The organism is Phytoactinopolyspora alkaliphila, from assembly GCF_010550695.1.
GTDB classification, from domain to species: Bacteria; Actinomycetota; Actinomycetes; order Jiangellales; family Jiangellaceae; genus Phytoactinopolyspora; species Phytoactinopolyspora alkaliphila.
This window is the reverse complement of record NZ_JAAGOB010000011.1, coordinates 57,282-74,188: the sequence shown is the minus strand read 5'-3', so window position 1 is coordinate 74,188 and position 16,907 is coordinate 57,282. Positions and strand designations below refer to the sequence as shown.

Sequence of the window (16,907 nt, the reverse complement as noted above, 5' to 3'; positions counted from 1 at the left end):
ACATGGCTGAAATCCTCGTCCTGGTCGACCATGCCGACGGCGCGGTGCGCAAAACTACCTCGGAGCTGCTGACCCTCGCCCGGCGCGCGGGTGAGCCGTCGGCGGTCTTCATCGGCGCCGGCTATGAGGCCGCCCGCGAGACTCTGGGCCGGTTCGGCGCCACCAAGGTCTACATCGCGGAGAGCCCCGAGTTCGACGACTACCTCGTGGCCCCGCAGGCGGAGGTGCTGGCCCAGGTGGCCGCTGCCTCGCAGCCGGCCGGGATTCTCCTGCCCTCCAGCCCGGATGGCAAGGAAATCGCCGCCAGGCTGGCGGTCAAATTGGAGTCCGGGGTCATCACCGACGCTGTAGACGTCAGCGCTGACCTCGTGGCCACCCAGTCCGCCTTCGCGGGCGCATACGCCGTCACGGGCAAGGTCACGCACGGTACTCCGATCATCACGGTGAAGCCCAACTCGGCCACCCCGGAGCCTGCCGAGACCACACCCACGGAAGAGAAGCTGACGGTGTCGATCTCCGACGCCGCCAGGGCTGCCCGGGTGATCTCACGAGAGCCCCGTCAGGCCAGCGGTCGTCCCGAGCTCAGCGAGGCCGCCATCGTCGTGTCCGGTGGCCGTGGGACAGGCGGCGACTTCGGGCCCGTCGAGGCGCTGGCGGACGCTTTGGGCGCCGCAGTCGGGGCATCGCGCGCGGCCGTCGACTCTGGTTGGTATCCCCACGCCCACCAGGTCGGGCAAACCGGCAAGACCGTATCTCCCCAGCTGTACATTGCGGCCGGTATCTCCGGAGCCATTCAGCACCGGGCGGGGATGCAGACGTCGAAGACGATCGTCGCCGTCGACAAAGACCCGGAAGCACCGATCTTCTCGATGGTGGACTTCGGCGTGGTCGGTGACCTGCACGCGGTCCTCCCGCAGGCCACGGAGGAGATCGGCAAGCGCAAGGGCTGAACGGCCGGCCCGCCGGCTTCTCGTTGTCTATCGTTAGCTTAGTGGCCTAGACCATTACGGTCTAGGCCACTACAGTGCTAGCCACGTGCTGGCGCTCCGAACTTCCGGCGGCTCGTTCTCGCTGGTCTCGGCATCCCGCTGGCGCGCGACCTGGCGGACGAGACCCGAGGAGGGTCACATGGCACGTGGGAGATTCCCCTGGACAGGCGGTACCACGACGGTGCTCGGGGCGGTGTCGATCGGGGCGCTTGGACTAGCGCTCGTCGCCGTCCCGGGAGCGCAGGCCGGCGAAGCAGGCGAGGCGGCGTTCGGTGCGGGGCTGGAGGTGGGACCGACCCAGCCGGTGGCCCCGGGGGTGCGGCACCGGGAGTTCGTATTGATCGACGACGCCGGCGACCGCGTCGAGGGCGACCTGCTGACGGTGACCCTGAGGAACTCCCAGGTGACGCTGGATGTGCTGTACCCCGGCGTCGTGTCGTCCCGGCAAGCGATTTCCGAGCTGGCCGACGCCACAGGCGCGGTCGCCGGTGTCAACGGCGACTTCTTCGACATCGGCGGGACTCCGGAGATCGCCGGGACGAACGCGCCGGTCGGTCCGGCCGTCGCCGACGGTGAGCCCCTGACCGCGGCAGTGCCGATGCGTCAGCGCTGGGGCCCGCCGCTGGCCCCGGAGACGACGAACCTTGAGACGGTCTTCGGCGTCAGTGAAGGCAGGGCCAGGATGACCGAGCTCTCCCTCGAAGGCGTGATCACCACGCCCGCCGGCACCACCCCTCTCGATGGGTTCAACCAGTACGCGATCAGGCAGGGCGGTGTCGGCGCCTTCACGCCCGTATGGGGGGAGGCGAACCGCAAGCGTGCCACTTGTGGGTCGGACACACACCGCAACGACCCGTGCGCCGACGAGACGATCGAAGTCGTCGTTTCCGATGGCGTGGTCACCGAGGTGCACGACGAGCCACGCGCCGGAGCGATACCGGACGGCACGGTCGTCCTCGTCGGACGAGAAGGCGGCACCGCCCGCCTCGACCACCTGGAACCGGGCGATGCGGTGGACGTCGAATACCGGCTCGTAGCCAGCGACGGTGCGGAATTCGATTTCGCTATCGGTGGCACACCGATCCTTCGCGGCGGAGAGCCGCTGGCCGGGCTCCAGGACGGGGTCCGGGCACCCCGCACGGCCGCGGGCGCCGCCGCGGACGGCGCCACGGTCTATCTGGTGACCGTCGACGGCAGCCAGGAGCACAGCGCCGGGATCTCTATCCAGGATCTCGCCGAGGTGATGAGCGGGCTCGGTGCCGACGTCGCGATCAATCTCGACGGCGGTGGCTCTAGCACCATGGTCGCCCGCGACCGCGGCGCTGGATCGGTCAGCCTGCGCAACTCCCCGCCGGGCGGTGTGGAGCGTCCGGTGCCGAACGGGATCGGGGTGTTCAGCGTGCGACGAGGGTGACCCGGGCGCCTCACCGTAGACTGGTGGGGTTATGTCGGAGCGGCGCGCCTACCTGGACCATGCCGCGACGAGCCCGATCCACCCCGAGGTGATCGAGGTCGTCGCGTCGGCGATGGCCACCCTCGGCAACCCGTCGTCGCTGCACGCCGCCGGCCGGCAGGCCCGCAAGACCGTGGAGGAGTCCCGGGAGAGTGTCGCCGCCGCCCTGGGTGCACGGCCCAGCGAGGTCGTGTTCACCTCGGGCGGCACGGAGGCGGACAACCTGGCCGTGAAGGGGCTGTACTGGTCTCGCCGGGCCGCCGATCCCCGGCGGGCGCGGATCCTAGCGTCGGCCGTGGAGCACCATGCCGTCATGGATGCCGTGCGGTGGCTCGGCGAAGCCCAGGGCGCGTCGGTGGAGTGGATCCCGGTCGACAGGTCCGGGCGCCTCGACGTCGCGGCCCTGCGGGAATCGGTACGCCGTGAACCGGAGTCGGTCGCCCTGGTGACCGTCATGTGGGCCAATAACGAGGTCGGTACATTGCAGCCCATCGGTGAGGCTGCCGCTGTCGCGCGGGAACACGGCATTCCCGTCCACTCCGACGCGGTTCAGGCCGTGGGTCAGGTGCCCGTGGACTTCGCGGCGAGCGGGCTGGACACCCTGACGGTGTCGGGGCACAAGCTGGGCGGACCTATCGGCGTTGGAGCGCTCCTGGTAGGCAGGGACGTCAAGCTGACGCCGGTGCAGCATGGGGGCGGACAGGAGCGCGACATTCGCTCCGGCACACTCGATCCGCCTGGGTTCGCCGGCTTCGCGGCGGCCGTGGACCTGGCGACCCGGGATGTGGGCACTCACGCCCAGCGCCTGCGGGAGCTGCGCGACGATCTTGTCCGCGGCGTCCTGGATGCGGTTCCCGGCGCTGTGCGCAACGGTCACCCGGAATCGTCTCTGCCGGGTATGGCCCATTTCTCCTTCGCCGGTTGCGAGGGAGATTCGCTGTTGCTGCTGCTGGACGCGGCGGGGATCCACTGTTCCACGGGCAGCGCGTGTTCGGTGGGCGTGCCGCGGCCGTCGCACGTACTGTTGGCCATGGGCATCGACGAGGAGCTGGCCCGCGGATCCTTGCGATTCTCGCTGGGCTGGTCTTCCAGCCGGGCCGATGTCGACGCCCTGACCAGGTCCATCGGTTCGGTGGTGGAGAGAGCACGAGCAGCGGGGGTGTTCCTGTGAGTATGCGGGTGTTGGCGGCGATGTCCGGCGGCGTCGACTCGGCGGTGGCGGCCGCCCGGATGGTCGACGCTGGGCACGACGTGACGGGCGTGCACCTGGCTCTGTCGTCGAACCCGCAGTCGTTCCGGTCCGGGGCGCGCGGATGCTGCACGCTGGAAGACTCGCGGGACGCACGGCGCGCTGCCGACGTGCTCGGCATCCCGTTCTACATCTGGGACCTGGCCGAGCGGTTCCGGGCCGACGTCGTCGACGACTTCGTCGCCGAGTACGCCGCTGGGCGCACCCCCAACCCGTGCCTGCGCTGCAACGAGAAGATCAAGTTCGCGGCGGTGCTGGATCGCGCCCTCGCCCTGGGCTTCGACGCCGTGTGCACGGGACACTACGCGCGGATCCTCGACGGCCCGCACGGCCGAGAGCTGCACCGCGCTGCCGACCCGGAGAAGGACCAGTCCTACGTGCTGGGGGTCTTGACCTCCGACCAGCTACGGCACGCGATGTTTCCCCTCGGGGACACCGTGAAGACCGAGATCCGTGACGAGGCCGCCCGGCGCGGGCTCGCGGTGGCGGACAAGCCGGACAGCCATGACATCTGCTTCATCGCCGACGGGGACACCGCGGGATTCCTCCGCAACCAGCTGGGCGAGGCGCCCGGAGAACTGGTGGACACGTCCGGCTCGGTGGTGGGCGAGCACGACGGCACGTACGGCTTCACCATCGGCCAGCGCAAGGGGCTGCGGATCGGTCGGCCCGCGGCCGACGGCAAGCCCCGGTATGTGCTGGATATATCCCCGGTTGACCGCCGGGTCACAGTGGGCCCGCGGGAGGACCTCGCCGTCGACGAGGTGGTGGGTATGACGCCACGATGGTGTGGCGCGGCGCCGAGCGGAGCCATGGAGTGTGCGGCTCAGTTCCGTGCGCACGGCACAGCCGTGCCGTCTCGCGTCGAGGTGGACGGCGATGCCGTGACTGTGCGGTTCCACGAGGCACAGGAGGGCGTCGCTCCCGGGCAGGCCGTCGTGCTCTACGACGGTGATCGGGTCATCGGTTCGGCCACCATCGAGCGCACCGCGGCGTGGGCCGGCTCACCCGCGTGACGCCACCCGCCCACTGATGCGCATCCTCGTCGCCGGAGCGTCGGGATATATCGGCACCAGGCTGGTTCCCCGGCTGACGGCTGCGGGACACACGGTTCGGTGCTTCGCGCGCGACCCGCGCAAGCTGCGCGACCTGCCGTGGGCAGGAGACGTGCAGATCGCCCGCGGCGACGTCCTGGACGCCGGCAGCGTCCGGGAGGCTATGACCGATATCGACCTCGTCTACTACCTGGTGCATTCGCTCAACGTGCGGGACTTCGCGGGGATCGACCGCCGAGCCGCGGGTATCGTCGCGGAGTCCGCACGGGAGCGTGGCGTGCGCCGGATCGTGTATCTCGGCGGGCTCCATCCCGCCGCCGGCGGCGACCTCTCGGATCACCTGGCATCCCGTGCCGAGGTCGGCGAGATCTTCCTACGCTCGGAGGTGCCCGCCGTCATCCTCCAGGCCGCGGTGATCATCGGCTCCGGCTTAGCCAGCTTCGAGATGCTCAGATACCTGACGGACCGGCTGCCGGTCAGCGTGACCCCGCGCTGGGTCCACACTCGGACCCAGCCGATCGCGGTGCGGGACGTGCTCGCGTACCTGATCGGCTGTGCTGGCCTGCCGGACGACACGAACCGCACGTTCGACATCGGCGGCCCGGACGTCATGACATACGCGGACATGATGCGCAGATATGCCAGAGCCGCCGGGCTGGGCCGCCGGGTGATCATCCCGGTGCCCCTGCTCACACCGCGACTCTCCGCACACTGGGTCAATCTCATCACACCGGTGCCGAGATCCATCGCCGTGCCTCTTATCGACTCCCTCGTGCACGAGGCGGTCTGCTCGGAGAACGACATCGCCGACTTCATGCCGGGCGTGGCCGCAGAGGCCACCTCGTATGGGCGCGCCGTCGAGCTGGCTCTGGAACGTATCCACGACGCCGAGGTGGAGAGCAGCTGGTCAAAGGCATCGACGGCGGGACCGCCCTCAGATCCGCTGCCGTCGGATCCGTCCTGGTCGGGTGGTTCGTTGCTGTCCGATGTCCGCACCGTGCACGTGAAGGCCCGTCCGGAGCGGCTGTGGGAGGTGGTCGAGGGCATCGGCGGCGACAACGGCTGGTATTCGTTCCCGCTCGCCTGGGCGGTCCGCGGCTGGGCCGACCGGGTGATCGGCGGCGTGGGGCTGCGGCGTGGCCGCCGTGATCCGGCCCGGCTTCATCTGGGCGACGCGCTGGACTGGTGGCGCGTCGAAGAGCTCGATCACGGCCGCTTCCTGCGGCTGCGCGCGGAGATGAAGGTGCCGGGGCGAGCCTGGCTGGAGATCCATATCACCCCGGAAGACGGCGGAGCGATCTATCGGCAGCGCGCGGTGTTCGTGCCGCGCGGTCTGTCCGGTCAGCTGTACTGGTGGCTGTTGCGGCCTTTTCACGGACTGATCTTCGGTGGCATGGCGCGCAACATCACCCGCACAGCCGCCCGATGGCAGGGGTGAGGCCCGAGGACCGCGGTCGTGGCCACGTGGATCATTCTGTTCCGGAATGTCGCGATTTAGGCTAATGTTCCCCTCGTTGTTCCGAAAGGGGGGTCGGGGCCGACGATGAGTGGACGCCATGCGCAACGAGGTCACCGCCGGCGCTTCTGGGCGCGTATTACCGCGGCCGTCGTCGCCGTCGGGGTGCTCGCGTTCGGCGCCTACGTGCTCAGCGATTACCTACGCGACGACGACGTGGGCCGGATCCGGCAGGAGGCGTCGTGCGATGCCCCGATCGTGGTGAGTGTGGCGGCCGAGCCGAACATCGCATTCGTCCTCGGCCAGGTCGTCGATGACCATCAGGCCATGATCGAGACTCCGGACGGCGAATGCGTCGAGTACGAGGTGGCCGCCGCCCCCTCGGCGGCGGTCGTCCGTGAGCTGAACGGTGGCGGCGGCCCGGACGTCTGGGTGCCGGAGTCGACCCTGTGGCTCCAGCGGGTGTCGGGCGACGGTCCAGGGTTGGGGGAGTCACGGCAGATCGCGACGTCGCCGCTTGTGGTGGTCGCGCCAAAGCCGGTGGCCCGTGGTCTCGGATGGCCTGACGCCGAGTTCTCGTGGACGGACATGCTGGGCGGAGAGACGCCCGCGACGATCACCGACCCCATGGCCACCACAGAAGGTCTGGCCACGCTCCTGGCGGTGCAGGGCGTCGTCGGTGGCGGTGAGCAAGATCAGGCCAGGCTGGTGGAGGCGATGACCTCCGTCTCCCGGTCCGCGGTGGCCGATGTGGAGGCGGCGTACGAGCTGGTGTCGTCCGGCTCGTCGTCGACGGCCTTGTTCACGGCCACCGAACAGTCCGTGGTGAAGCACAACGAGCAAGACCCGGAGCACCTGGTAGTAGCGCTCTACCCAGCTGAGGGCACCCCGGTCTTCGATTATCCGGCCGTTCCGATCAACTCCGGTGACGACGGGACAGGTGACGGCGACGCGGCGAGGTCCGCCGCGATCGAGCGCCTCCTCGAGTTCCTGCACACGGAGCCCGCGGTGACCGCCATCCAGGAAGCGGGCTTTCGCAGCGCGGACGGTGCCGCCCGCGATTCCGCGGGGATCGTCGACGGAACTCAGGCGCGGATGCCCGCCATCTTGCCGCTCCCGGAACCGGAAGCGGTGAATGCGGCCCAGCGACAGTGGGCGGCGCTCTCTCTCGACATGCGCATGCTCGCCGTGATCGACGTCTCCGGCTCGATGTGGGAAACCGAAGGCGACGCGCCACCACCGATCGAGGTGGTCCGCGACGCCAATCTGGCCGCCCTGCAGCTCATCCCGCCCACGAGCGACCTGGGTCTATGGGTGTTCTCCACCGAGGAGGATCCGCCCGATCACTGGCGCGAGGTGGTGGAGCTGGGTCCGCTGACCGACGAGGTCGGTGACGGCACCCGCCTGGACGCGCTCGTCGCCGAGACCAAGGCCTTGCCCGACTCCGAGGTCCGGGGATGGACGGCGCTCTACGACACAGCGTGGGCAGCGTTCCGCGCGGTCAAGGAGAACTTCGACCCCAACCGGGTCAATTCCGTGGTGCTTCTGACCGACGGCGAGGACGAGCGCGGTGCCGGCTTGGAGCCCGGGATGGATCTGGAGACGCTCCTCACCCAGCTCCAGGCGCAGCATGACCCGGCCCGCCCGGTGCTCATCATCACCATCGGGATCGGCCCGGACGCCGACATGGCGGCGTTGGAGCAGATCTCCGGGGCAACGGGCGCGTCCGCGTATCAGGCCGTGGACCCGGCGGACCTGCCGGAGATCTTCTTCCAGGCGATGGTGGAGCGCCAGTGCCGTCCGAACTGCTGAGTTAAAGCGTCGCTTAGCAGGGTATCGGCGAGTGGGACCACTGGGCATCACCAGAGGAGCGTGATCGTCATGCCAGCACGCGATGAACTGCCGTCGACACTTGAGCGATCGCCGAAGCGCGCCCAGGAGGTGTGGATCAAAGCTCATGACTCCGCCGTGGACACGTACGGCGAAGGTGAGCGAGCGCACCGCACGGCGTTCTCGGCGTTGAAGCACGAGTTCGAGAAGGTGGGCGACCACTGGGAGCCGAAGGACGGCAAGGGGCCGTCCGATCCCCAGGCCGAACGGGGAGCGGGGAAACGTGAAACCGAGACCGCCGGCGGAGTGGATGCCAACGCCTCGAAACAGCACCTCTATGAGAAAGCGCAGAAGCTCGGCATTGAGGGCCGTTCGACCATGTCGAAGGACGAGCTCGTCGAAGCGTTGCAGAAAGAGAACGCCCGGCAGACCCGGAAGAGCCGGAACAGCTGAATCGCACGGCACGTGGTGTCTTGGAGGCGCAGATGACACAGACCGAGGCAGATTTACTGTCGATGATCCACGAGCTCGTCGACGAAGAACGCCGATTGCGGGAGAGTGCCGGAGCTCGGGAGATGAGCACTGACGAGGAACAGGCACGCTTGCGAAGGGTTGAGGAGCAACTGGACCAGTGCTGGGACCTGTTGCGCCAGCGGCGCGCTCGTGCCGAGGCGGGTCAGGATCCGCAAGAGGCCGCTCCCCGGCCGACCGAGGAAGTCGAGAACTATCTTCAGTAGGCCGTGCACCCGGCGAGGACTTATGGTTGGTGAATGTCGTCGTCACAGGTGCTGGAGGTGGCCGGACGCGAGGTGACCGTCACCAACCCGGACAAGCTGGTCTTCCCCCTCAGCGGCTACACCAAGCTGGATCTGGTGCGGTATTACCTGGCTGTGGCCGACGGCGCCCTGCGAGGTGTCGCGGGGCGCCCGATGATTCTCAAGAGGTTCGTCAAGGGGATCGACGAGGAAGCCTTCTTTCAGAAGCGGGCGCCGTCGAAACGGCCGGAGTGGCTTGACGTGGCAACGCTGCGGTACGCGTCTGGGACCAGCGCCGACGAGGTGGTGGTTCGGGACACCGCTGGCCTTGCGTGGGTGGTGAACCTGGGCTGCATCGACCTCAACCCGCATCCGGTACGGGCCGAGGATCTGGACCGCCCGGACGAGCTTCGCATCGACCTTGACCCGGTTCCCGGTGTGGAATGGCGGCAAATCGTCGATGTCGCGCTCGTGGCCAAGGAGGTCCTGGAGGATCACGGGCTCACGGCATGGCCGAAGACCTCCGGGTCGCGTGGATTCCACGTGTACGCCAGGATCGATCCTCGGTGGGCGTTCCGTCAGGTCCGGCTCGCGGCGGAGACTGTCGCCCGCGAGGTGGAGAACAGGGCGCCGGACCTCGCGACGAGCAAATGGTGGAAAGAAGAGCGTGAAGGTGTCTTCGTCGACTTCAACCAGAACGCCAAGGACCGCACGGTCGCCTCGGCGTACTCCGTGCGGCCCACCCCGGACGCCCGGGTGTCGGCGCCGCTGCACTGGGACGAGGTACGTGATTGCGGGCCGGAGGATTTCACCATCGAGTCGGTACAGGAGCGGTACGCGACTCTGGGAGACCCGTGGGAAGGCATCGACGGTACCGGCGGATCGCTGGACGCTCTGCTCGAACTGGCCGAGCGGCTGGGCCCCGCGGAGAAACCTCCGAAGGGCGTGGGGCGTCGCCGGCAGACGATGCCGCTGATCGAGATCGCCCGGGCGAAGAGCAAGCAGGAGGCGCTGGACGGGCTCGATCGCTGGAAGGCCAGGCACCCCGCGGTGGCGGACCGGCTGGAGCCGGCCGACGTGCTCGTGGACGGGATGCGCGGGCGGAGTTCGCTCTGGTACCGGATCCGGGTCAACCTTCAGCACGTTCCAGAGGCTGAGCGCCCGCCGCAGGAGCCGCTGGAAGTCGATTACGACCCGTGGGCCGGAACGTCGTTCGCGCGTGACGGCGCGTGATCGCGGGTCAGCGGCCGGGCACCGCGGTGCGCAACCCGTTGTGCCGGCAGGCGCGGGTGAGCCGGTCATCGTAGGTGAGCTATATCCGATCCTCCCGGTCGAGTAGCTGGGCGCTGGTGACTCTGTCCGGAAGGACAATGCGTTTGGTGGCCCTTCGAACCGTTGCCGTTGACAGTGTGGTCACCTTTCGGTCAGTGTCAGCCACATGAGTACCGAGGGTGTGTTCGTGATCGTGGGTGGGGGCCTGGCCGGGGCCAAGGCGGCGGAGACGCTGCGTGAGGAAGGCTTCGACGGACAGGTGGTGCTGCTCGCGGCCGAAGACCTGCCGCCGTACGAGCGGCCGCCGCTGTCGAAAGGCTATCTGCTCGGCGCCGACGAGCGGGAGAAGGCGTTCGTCCACCCTCTCGAGTGGTATTCCGGCCACGACATCGACCTGCGGCTGGGCGTCCGGGTCACGGCGTTGCATCCGGGCGATCACCAGGTCGAGGTTGCCGGCGGCGAGCGGATCGGCTACGAGAAGCTCCTCCTCGCCACGGGGTCCGAGCCACGGCGGCTCGACGTCCCCGGCGCAGAACTGGACGCCGTCTACTACCTGCGTGAGCTGCCGCATGCGGACCACCTTCTCGACGTGCTCGAACCGGGGCACCGGGTGGCTGTCATCGGTGGCGGCTGGATCGGCCTGGAGGTGGCCGCGGCGGCCCGGACGCACGGGGCCGAGGTCACCCTGATCGAGGTGGCCGACCTGCCGCTGCAAGGTGTGATGGGGGCGAAGGTCGGGCGGGTGTTCGCCGATCTGCATCGCGAACACGGCGTGAGTCTGCGGCTCGGTTCCGAGGTCCGCGAGGTGATCGGCGACAACGGCCGTGTGGTGGCGGTGGTCACGGCGGATGGCGACGAGATCATGGCCGACACGGTGGTGGTCGGCATCGGGGTACGGCCGGTGATCGACCTGGCCGTCGCCGCCGGGCTCGACATCGACGACGGCGTAGCCGTCGACGCCGCGCTGCGGACGTCGGATCCTGACGTCTACGCCGCAGGTGACATCGCCAGCATGGACCATCCTGTACTGCCGGGGCGGGTCCGGGTCGAGCATTGGTCCAATGCGCTCGACGGCGGCCCAGCGGCGGCCCGGTCCATGCTCGGCCAGGACGTCTCCTACGACCGGCTGCCCTATTTCTTCACCGATCAGTACGACCTCGGGATGGAGTACATCGGGCACGCTCCGCCGGGTGGATACGACGACGTCGTTCTCCGCGGCGACGTGGAGGGCCGGGTGTTTCAGGCGTTCTGGCTGGACGGCGGCCGTGTCGTCGCCGGCATGCACGTCAACATGTGGGACGACGGCATAGCCCCCATCGAGGCACTGGTGCGCTCCGGCCAGACTGTCGAACCGGAACGGCTCTCCGACCCGGAGACCGCACTGGACCAGGCCTGACAGCCGGCTGGCCCGCTCGCGGTCAGAAAACCTGCGTGTCCGGGAGGGAACACGCACAATGGCATCATGCCGGTGACAATCGGGACGTCGGGTTGGCAGTACCGAGACTGGCGCGGTGTGCTCTATCCGGAAGGGCTGGCTCAGCGGCGCTGGCTCGGCCGTTACGTCGAGGCGTTCGCCACCTGTGAGAACAACAGCGCGTTCTACCGGCTGCCGAGCCGGGAGACGTTCGCATCCTGGCGAGCGCAGCTGCCCGGCGACTTCACCATGGCGGTGAAGACCAGCAGGTTTCTCACTCACATCAAACGATTACGCGACGCGGAAGAGCCGGTCCAGCGCTTCCTCGATGCCGCGGCAGGCCTGGGCGATCGGCTGGGGCCCGTGCTCGTGCAGCTCCCGCCGACGATGGACGCCGACCCCGCCCGGCTCGACGCGTGCCTGGCGCTCTTTCCCGACCATGTGCGCGTGGCGGTCGAGTTCCGGCACGACTCGTGGTGGACCGACGACGTCCGTGCCATCCTGACCGCCCACGGCGCCGCCCTCTGCTGGGCCGATGTACGCGGGCGTCCGCGTAGTCCGCTCTGGCGGACGGCCGCATGGGCATACCTGAGGATGCATCAGGGCATGGCGTGCCCGCGGCCGCACTATGGCGACCAGGCCATGCGCACGTGGGTGCGCCGGCTGTGTGGAACCTGGCCGGAGAACGCGGACGTGTACGTGTACTTCAACAATGACCCTGGAGGGGCGGCTGTGCGCAATGCGGTCCGATTCGCTGAGCTCACCAGGGCACATGGCCGGGTGTGCACGCGCACTCCGCGGCTCGGTGACTGACCCGGTCTGTCATCGATCGAGACATCTTCCGTCTACACATGTCCGGCGCCGTGGCCGCGGGCGCGCTCCAACGCTTCCCGGCTCCGGGCGATGAACGGCTGGGCGCCGAGCCGCTCGTGCTGGCTGGTGGCTTCGTCGAAGTGCACCACCGCCGCGTCGGCCTGGCCGAGGGTGAGGGCGAGCAGGCCGAGGGCGTGTGAGACGGATCCACGGCACGCGGCCACTCGTCCGGCCACCGCGATCTGTCCCGCGAACGGGCGCAGCGCCTCCGCCAGCGGCTTGGCGATGCGGACGTCGCCAAGTTCGGCCGCTGCCTCGGCCAGGAGACACGAACCGACCAGCCAGTGATCGCCGCGGGGATCCTCGGCCAGTAGTTCGCCGAGCAATGCCGTGGCCTCTTCGGCCGCCCATGCCGGACGGTCGAGAACGTGAAGAACGCGGAGGCAGCGCCAGACCAGCACACGGGGAAACTGATCGGCCATCTCCGCCAGCCGCGCGGTGCGCTGGACGTGGCCCGGCGTGTCGAGCTCCCGCAAATCGGTGATCACCTGGGCGAAGAACAGTCCGATGGCGAACTCCGGTGCGCCCTTGCCGTGCGTCTCAGCGGTGGCGGCGAGTTCATCGGCATCGGAGAAGTCGCCGGTCAGTAGTGCGTTCACCATCCGATAGACGGTGGCGTACCACTGAAACTCCGGGTGGTCCCGCTGGCTCGCGGCCTCCAGAAGTGTCTCCATCCGATCGGCCATGGCCGCCATCTCGCCCGCTTGCAACTGACCGATCACCTGCGCCGCGAGGCCGGCGAGTTCCAGCAGTGTCTCCCCGGAACGCTGGGCGGTCTGCGTCACTCGTTCGGCCAGAGCCAGGCTCGCGCGCCACTCGCCCGGTGATCGGGTGACGTAGTGGCGCGCGTAGAGGGCGTGAGCCAGAGCACCGTCGTCCCTGAGTTCCTCCGCCAGAGACACCGCTTCGGTTGCCATGGCCAGGCTCCGGTCTCGTTCCGGTGACCAGTACAGCTCGGTGGCGAACCGGGCGAGAAGCCGGACCCGAAGCGCTGTGGGCCGGCCGGCATGGGCGGCCAGAGCCTCGTCGAGCAGCGCGATCCGGTGCGTCTGGGCTACGCCGAACAACATTCCGGTCTCGGACGCGCCCAGTGCCGCTTGGGCGAGGAGATCCGCGTCGTTGGAGGCACGGGCCATGCCCATGGCCTCCTCGTAGGCGTGCTCGGCGAGGGTAAAGGCGCCGCTGCGGGCGTGCAGGCGGGCCAGGGCGAGCGCAAGCGTCAGGCGATCTCTGGCCTGCTCGGCGGTACCGGTATCACTGGCCGCGGTGACCTCGAAGTGCAAAGCAGCTCGCAGGTCACCGGTCACCGTGTCGAACTCGTCCCGCCATGGGCCGCCCGTGTTGAGCTGGTGTTCCAGCTCGGCCGCGGTGGTGCTGGCCCAGGTCAGGTAGCGAGCCTGGATCGAGTTCCACTCGCCGGAGGCGGCGAGCTTGTCCCGTGCATACGCACGTACCACGGCCAGCAGGCGCCAGCGGCTGCCCGACGGTGTCCGCACGTGCACGAGCAAGCTCTTGTCGGTCAGCCGGCCGAGGATGTCGATCACTGCGGCGGGACTCTGCCCGTCGGTGCCCACGGCGAGCGCGGCCGTGAGGTCGAACGCACCGGCGAACATCCCGATCCTCCGGAACAGCACCCGCTCGTCGGGGTCGAGCAGTTCATGACTCCAGTCGAGAACGGTACGTACAGAGCGGTGCCGCCCGGTCGAGCCGCGTGAGCCGACCAGTGCGCGAAGGTTGTCGTCGAGCGCGGTGAGAAGCCCGTCGATGCCCAGCGAAGCAGCCCTGGCCGCGGCCAGCTCGATCGCCAGCGGCAATCCGTCACATCTGGCGCAGACCTCCCCGACGAGCGCCGGTTCCGCGTCGAAACCGGGCTCGACAGCCCGCGCCCGGTCCAGGAACAGCGCTTCGGCCTCGGAACCCTTGGGCCCGCCCGTACCTGGCCCTACCAGAGACAGTGCGGGCAAGGTGTAGACCTGCTCGCCTGCCGCGCCGAGCCGCTCCCGGCTGGTCGCCAGCACCACGAGGTTCGGGCAGGCACGGGTGAGGCGGTCCACGAAAGGCGCCACGGTATCGACCACGTGCTCGCAATTGTCCAGGATCAACAGTGCACGACCGCGGTCGAAATGCTGGTGTATGGCCTGCTCGAGGATGACGTCTGGTTGTTCGGTCACGCCCGTGGCCGCCGCGACCGCCACGGCGGCGAACTCCGCTGCCACGGGTGCCAGGTCGACGAAGAGAACACCGGCAGGGAACTCCGCGGTCGCCGACTCGCCTGCCGCCACCGCGAGACGTGTCTTGCCCATGCCACCCGGCCCCACCACCGTCACGATCCGGTGGGTGGCCAGCAGTGTGGCCAGGCGAGCGAGCTCGTCCTGACGACCCACGAACGTCGTCGCGGGGGCCGGAAGCGTCACTGGGGTGTCCAGGGCGGCGGGCGCCGGCGTAGGCGATGCGGCCGCGGGTGGGAGCGCCGGCGGCAGGAGTGCCGGGTCCTGCGCGAGGATGGCCGATTCGAGTCGGCGCAGCTCCGGACCGGGCTCCACCCCCAGCTCGTCGGCTAGCAGCCTGCGCACCCGCTGGTATGTGTGCAGGGCGTCACCCTGGCGACCGGCGCGGAACAGCGCGAGACATAGCTGCGCCCAGCGACGTTCCCGTAGCGGGGTCTCGGCCAGGTTCGCCTCCAGCTCGCCGATCAGGTCGGAGGCGCGATTGCAGGCGAGCTGGGCGTCCACCCGGTCGTCGACGGCCGATTCGTATTCTTCGATCCACCGGGTGACCTCGGCGTGACCGCGCGACGTCTGCGGCAGCTCAGGCGCGCCCCGCCACGCCCCGATCGCCTCCGTCAGTCTCGCGGCAGCCTCGTTGGCCGCACCTCGGGCGAGCGCCTCCCTGCCGTCCCGTACCGCGGCTTCGAACTCGACCGCGTCACAGCGGCTAGGGGCAAGCACCCATCCGTTTCCACGAGTCGTGACGACGCCGGGCCCGAGGACCCGGCGCAAAGTGGAGATGTGGGTCTGCAATGCCTTGCGGGCCGTGGCCGGAGGGTGCTCCCCCCATAACAGCGCGGTCAGGGCCCCGCCGGACACGACCGTGTCCGCGTGCAGGCTGAGCATGATCAGCACGGCGCGCGGCTTGGCGCCGGGAATCTCTACGGCACGTCCGGCACGGCTGACCTCGAGTGGCCCCAGAACGCTGACATCAACGAGGTGCGCAACGCTCATGCTCATCGCCTGCCCCTGCGTGGCGGACTGGCCGGGGCGAGCTCTTTACCCGACCATGACCGGTTCTTGACCCCTCGCCGCGAGGGTACATCAGGGGGACAGAGCTGCTGGTTGCGGTACGTCGATCCAGGGGGGCCGTCAGGCAGGGGGAATGTGCCGCAGCCAGCAGCGAGCATCTGTCGGTTTCAGCCCTGTGCGTGCCGACCGGCTCGGAGTCCCACGCTATGCGGATGAACGCCCACGCCGGCCACGCGGACGTCGTGCGAGTCGTGGAGGTTTCGGATGGGGGTGCCGGTCGACTCCGACGACGTGGGCGCGTTCAGGTGCAAGGTGGCGGCTGATGTCGCGACCGCCGCGCACCTCGCGACGTTGGTCCTCGGCGACCGGCTGGGCTTGTGGCCAGCACTCGCGCAAGGGGCCGCGACGGCGGAGGAGCTGGCCCGCCGCACGGGCTGTGAACCCGCGTACGTGCGCGAGTGGCTCGTCGCCCAGCACACCGGCGGGTATTGCCAGCGCGATGAGAACGGCCGCTTCGAGCTCTCCGCCGCTCAGGCCGCAGTTCTCGCCGATCCCGAATCGCCGGCTTTCCTGACCGGAGCCGCCGTGGTGGCCGGTGTGCTTCACAAGGACGAGGATCTTGCCGTGGAGGCCTTCCGGACCGGGCGGGGCATCGGGTGGCATGAGCACGACGACGACCTCTTTCGCGGTACGGACCAGTTGTCCGCGCCCTCCTATCGGGAACACCTCGTCCACGACTGGCTGCCCACGCTGGACGGGATGGTGGAGAGGCTCGCGGAGGGAATCAGCGTGGCCGACGTCGGCTGTGGTCGAGGCGCGGCCGCCGTCCTTCTCGCCGAGGCGTTTCCGAACAGCGTCTTCGTCGGCTTCGACAATCACCATCCGTCGATCGATCTGGCGCGACGTCGTGCTCGCGACGCCGGCGTCGGCGACCGCGTGCGGTTCGAGACGATGGCGGCTACCGGATACCCCGGCAGCTACGAGCTCGTCTGCGCCTTCGACGTGCTGCACGACATGGCCGACCCAGTGGGCGTCGCGCGGCACATCCGCAGGTCCCTCACCGGAGACGGGACGCTCATGCTGATCGAGCCGATGGCGATCGAGCGGTGCGGAGCCGACATGTCGGTGGCAAGCCGGTATTTCACAGCAGTGTCGGCCCTCGTCAGCCTGCCGCACGCGCGGTCCCAAAGCGGGCCGTACGAGCTGGGAAATCAGGTTCCGGACTCGGTGTGGGCCCGCTTGCTCGGCGAGGCAGGATTCACCCGGTTTCGCCGGACCACCGAGACGGAGTTTGCCCGGGTTTTCGAGGTGCGACCGTGATC

At 69.0% G+C, this 16,907-nt stretch carries 13 protein-coding genes; 12 read left to right on the top strand and 1 reads right to left on the bottom strand.

The window, feature by feature from the left end; all coding sequences use genetic code 11:
- The first annotated feature begins 2 nt into the window (after nucleotides 1–2).
- The 11 genes from G1H11_RS18980 to G1H11_RS18930 all read left to right on the top strand — a co-directional run bounded on the left by G1H11_RS18980 (nucleotide 3) and on the right by G1H11_RS18930 (nucleotide 12,286).
- Complete coding sequence (locus G1H11_RS18980) at nucleotides 3–950, top strand: electron transfer flavoprotein subunit alpha/FixB family protein (RefSeq protein ID WP_163820170.1); 948 nt, start codon at nucleotides 3–5, stop codon at nucleotides 948–950.
- A 178-nt stretch (nucleotides 951–1,128) separates the two neighbouring features.
- Nucleotides 1,129–2,403, top strand: coding sequence for a phosphodiester glycosidase family protein (locus G1H11_RS18975; protein WP_163820169.1), 1,275 nt, complete (start codon nucleotides 1,129–1,131; stop codon nucleotides 2,401–2,403).
- 31 nt (nucleotides 2,404–2,434) lie between these two features.
- Nucleotides 2,435–3,613 carry a cysteine desulfurase family protein gene (locus G1H11_RS18970; RefSeq protein WP_163820168.1) on the top strand — a complete coding sequence of 393 codons (1,179 nt, stop codon included), beginning with the start codon at nucleotides 2,435–2,437 and terminating at the stop codon, nucleotides 3,611–3,613.
- 2 nt (nucleotides 3,614–3,615) lie between these two features.
- Nucleotides 3,616–4,707 carry a tRNA 2-thiouridine(34) synthase MnmA gene (mnmA, locus tag G1H11_RS18965; protein ID WP_174257800.1) on the top strand — a complete coding sequence of 364 codons (1,092 nt, stop codon included), beginning with the start codon at nucleotides 3,616–3,618 and terminating at the stop codon, nucleotides 4,705–4,707.
- Nucleotides 4,708–4,723: 16 nt separating this feature from the next.
- Complete coding sequence (locus G1H11_RS18960; RefSeq protein ID WP_163820167.1) at nucleotides 4,724–6,184, top strand: SDR family oxidoreductase; 1,461 nt, start codon at nucleotides 4,724–4,726, stop codon at nucleotides 6,182–6,184.
- 105 nt (nucleotides 6,185–6,289) lie between these two features.
- Nucleotides 6,290–8,014 carry a substrate-binding and VWA domain-containing protein gene (locus G1H11_RS18955; RefSeq protein ID WP_163820166.1) on the top strand — a complete coding sequence of 575 codons (1,725 nt, stop codon included), beginning with the start codon at nucleotides 6,290–6,292 and terminating at the stop codon, nucleotides 8,012–8,014.
- A 69-nt stretch (nucleotides 8,015–8,083) separates the two neighbouring features.
- Nucleotides 8,084–8,485, top strand: coding sequence for a ChaB family protein (locus tag G1H11_RS18950; protein ID WP_163820165.1), 402 nt, complete (start codon nucleotides 8,084–8,086; stop codon nucleotides 8,483–8,485).
- Between the two features lie 32 nt (nucleotides 8,486–8,517).
- Complete coding sequence (locus tag G1H11_RS18945; RefSeq protein ID WP_163820164.1) at nucleotides 8,518–8,769, top strand: DUF2630 family protein; 252 nt, start codon at nucleotides 8,518–8,520, stop codon at nucleotides 8,767–8,769.
- Nucleotides 8,770–8,802: 33 nt separating this feature from the next.
- Nucleotides 8,803–10,020, top strand: a complete 1,218-nt coding sequence (ligD, locus tag G1H11_RS18940) for a non-homologous end-joining DNA ligase (protein WP_163820163.1) — start codon at nucleotides 8,803–8,805, stop codon at nucleotides 10,018–10,020.
- 205 nt (nucleotides 10,021–10,225) lie between these two features.
- Nucleotides 10,226–11,455: an NAD(P)/FAD-dependent oxidoreductase gene (locus tag G1H11_RS18935; protein ID WP_163820162.1), complete on the top strand. Its 1,230-nt coding sequence runs from the start codon at nucleotides 10,226–10,228 to the stop codon at nucleotides 11,453–11,455.
- Between the two features lie 66 nt (nucleotides 11,456–11,521).
- Nucleotides 11,522–12,286, top strand: a complete 765-nt coding sequence (locus G1H11_RS18930; protein WP_163820161.1) for a DUF72 domain-containing protein — start codon at nucleotides 11,522–11,524, stop codon at nucleotides 12,284–12,286.
- A gap of 32 nt (nucleotides 12,287–12,318) precedes the next feature.
- Here G1H11_RS18930 and G1H11_RS18925 read toward each other — a convergent pair whose 3' ends face one another.
- The gene (locus G1H11_RS18925; RefSeq protein WP_163820160.1) at nucleotides 12,319–15,567 is read right to left on the bottom strand and encodes an AfsR/SARP family transcriptional regulator; all 3,249 of its coding nucleotides are present in this window, start codon (nucleotides 15,565–15,567) and stop codon (nucleotides 12,319–12,321) included.
- A gap of 282 nt (nucleotides 15,568–15,849) precedes the next feature.
- Between G1H11_RS18925 and G1H11_RS18920 the strand changes: the two genes are divergently transcribed.
- Complete coding sequence (locus G1H11_RS18920; RefSeq protein ID WP_163820159.1) at nucleotides 15,850–16,905, top strand: class I SAM-dependent methyltransferase; 1,056 nt, start codon at nucleotides 15,850–15,852, stop codon at nucleotides 16,903–16,905.
- Nucleotides 16,906–16,907 lie beyond the last annotated feature (2 nt).

Coding starts and splice junctions, on each gene's coding strand:
- G1H11_RS18980 (WP_163820170.1), top strand. CDS start 3: ATGGCTGAAATCCTCGTCCTGGTCGACCATGCCGACGGCGCGGTGCGC.
- G1H11_RS18955 (WP_163820166.1), top strand. CDS start 6,290: ATGAGTGGACGCCATGCGCAACGAGGTCACCGCCGGCGCTTCTGGGCG.
- ligD (WP_163820163.1), top strand. CDS start 8,803: ATGTCGTCGTCACAGGTGCTGGAGGTGGCCGGACGCGAGGTGACCGTC.
- mnmA (WP_174257800.1), top strand. CDS start 3,616: ATGCGGGTGTTGGCGGCGATGTCCGGCGGCGTCGACTCGGCGGTGGCG.
- G1H11_RS18935 (WP_163820162.1), top strand. CDS start 10,226: ATGAGTACCGAGGGTGTGTTCGTGATCGTGGGTGGGGGCCTGGCCGGG.
- G1H11_RS18975 (WP_163820169.1), top strand. CDS start 1,129: ATGGCACGTGGGAGATTCCCCTGGACAGGCGGTACCACGACGGTGCTC.
- G1H11_RS18960 (WP_163820167.1), top strand. CDS start 4,724: ATGCGCATCCTCGTCGCCGGAGCGTCGGGATATATCGGCACCAGGCTG.
- G1H11_RS18925 (WP_163820160.1), bottom strand. CDS start 15,567: ATGAGCGTTGCGCACCTCGTTGATGTCAGCGTTCTGGGGCCACTCGAG.
- G1H11_RS18920 (WP_163820159.1), top strand. CDS start 15,850: ATGGGGGTGCCGGTCGACTCCGACGACGTGGGCGCGTTCAGGTGCAAG.
- G1H11_RS18930 (WP_163820161.1), top strand. CDS start 11,522: ATGCCGGTGACAATCGGGACGTCGGGTTGGCAGTACCGAGACTGGCGC.
- G1H11_RS18950 (WP_163820165.1), top strand. CDS start 8,084: ATGCCAGCACGCGATGAACTGCCGTCGACACTTGAGCGATCGCCGAAG.
- G1H11_RS18945 (WP_163820164.1), top strand. CDS start 8,518: ATGACACAGACCGAGGCAGATTTACTGTCGATGATCCACGAGCTCGTC.
- G1H11_RS18970 (WP_163820168.1), top strand. CDS start 2,435: ATGTCGGAGCGGCGCGCCTACCTGGACCATGCCGCGACGAGCCCGATC.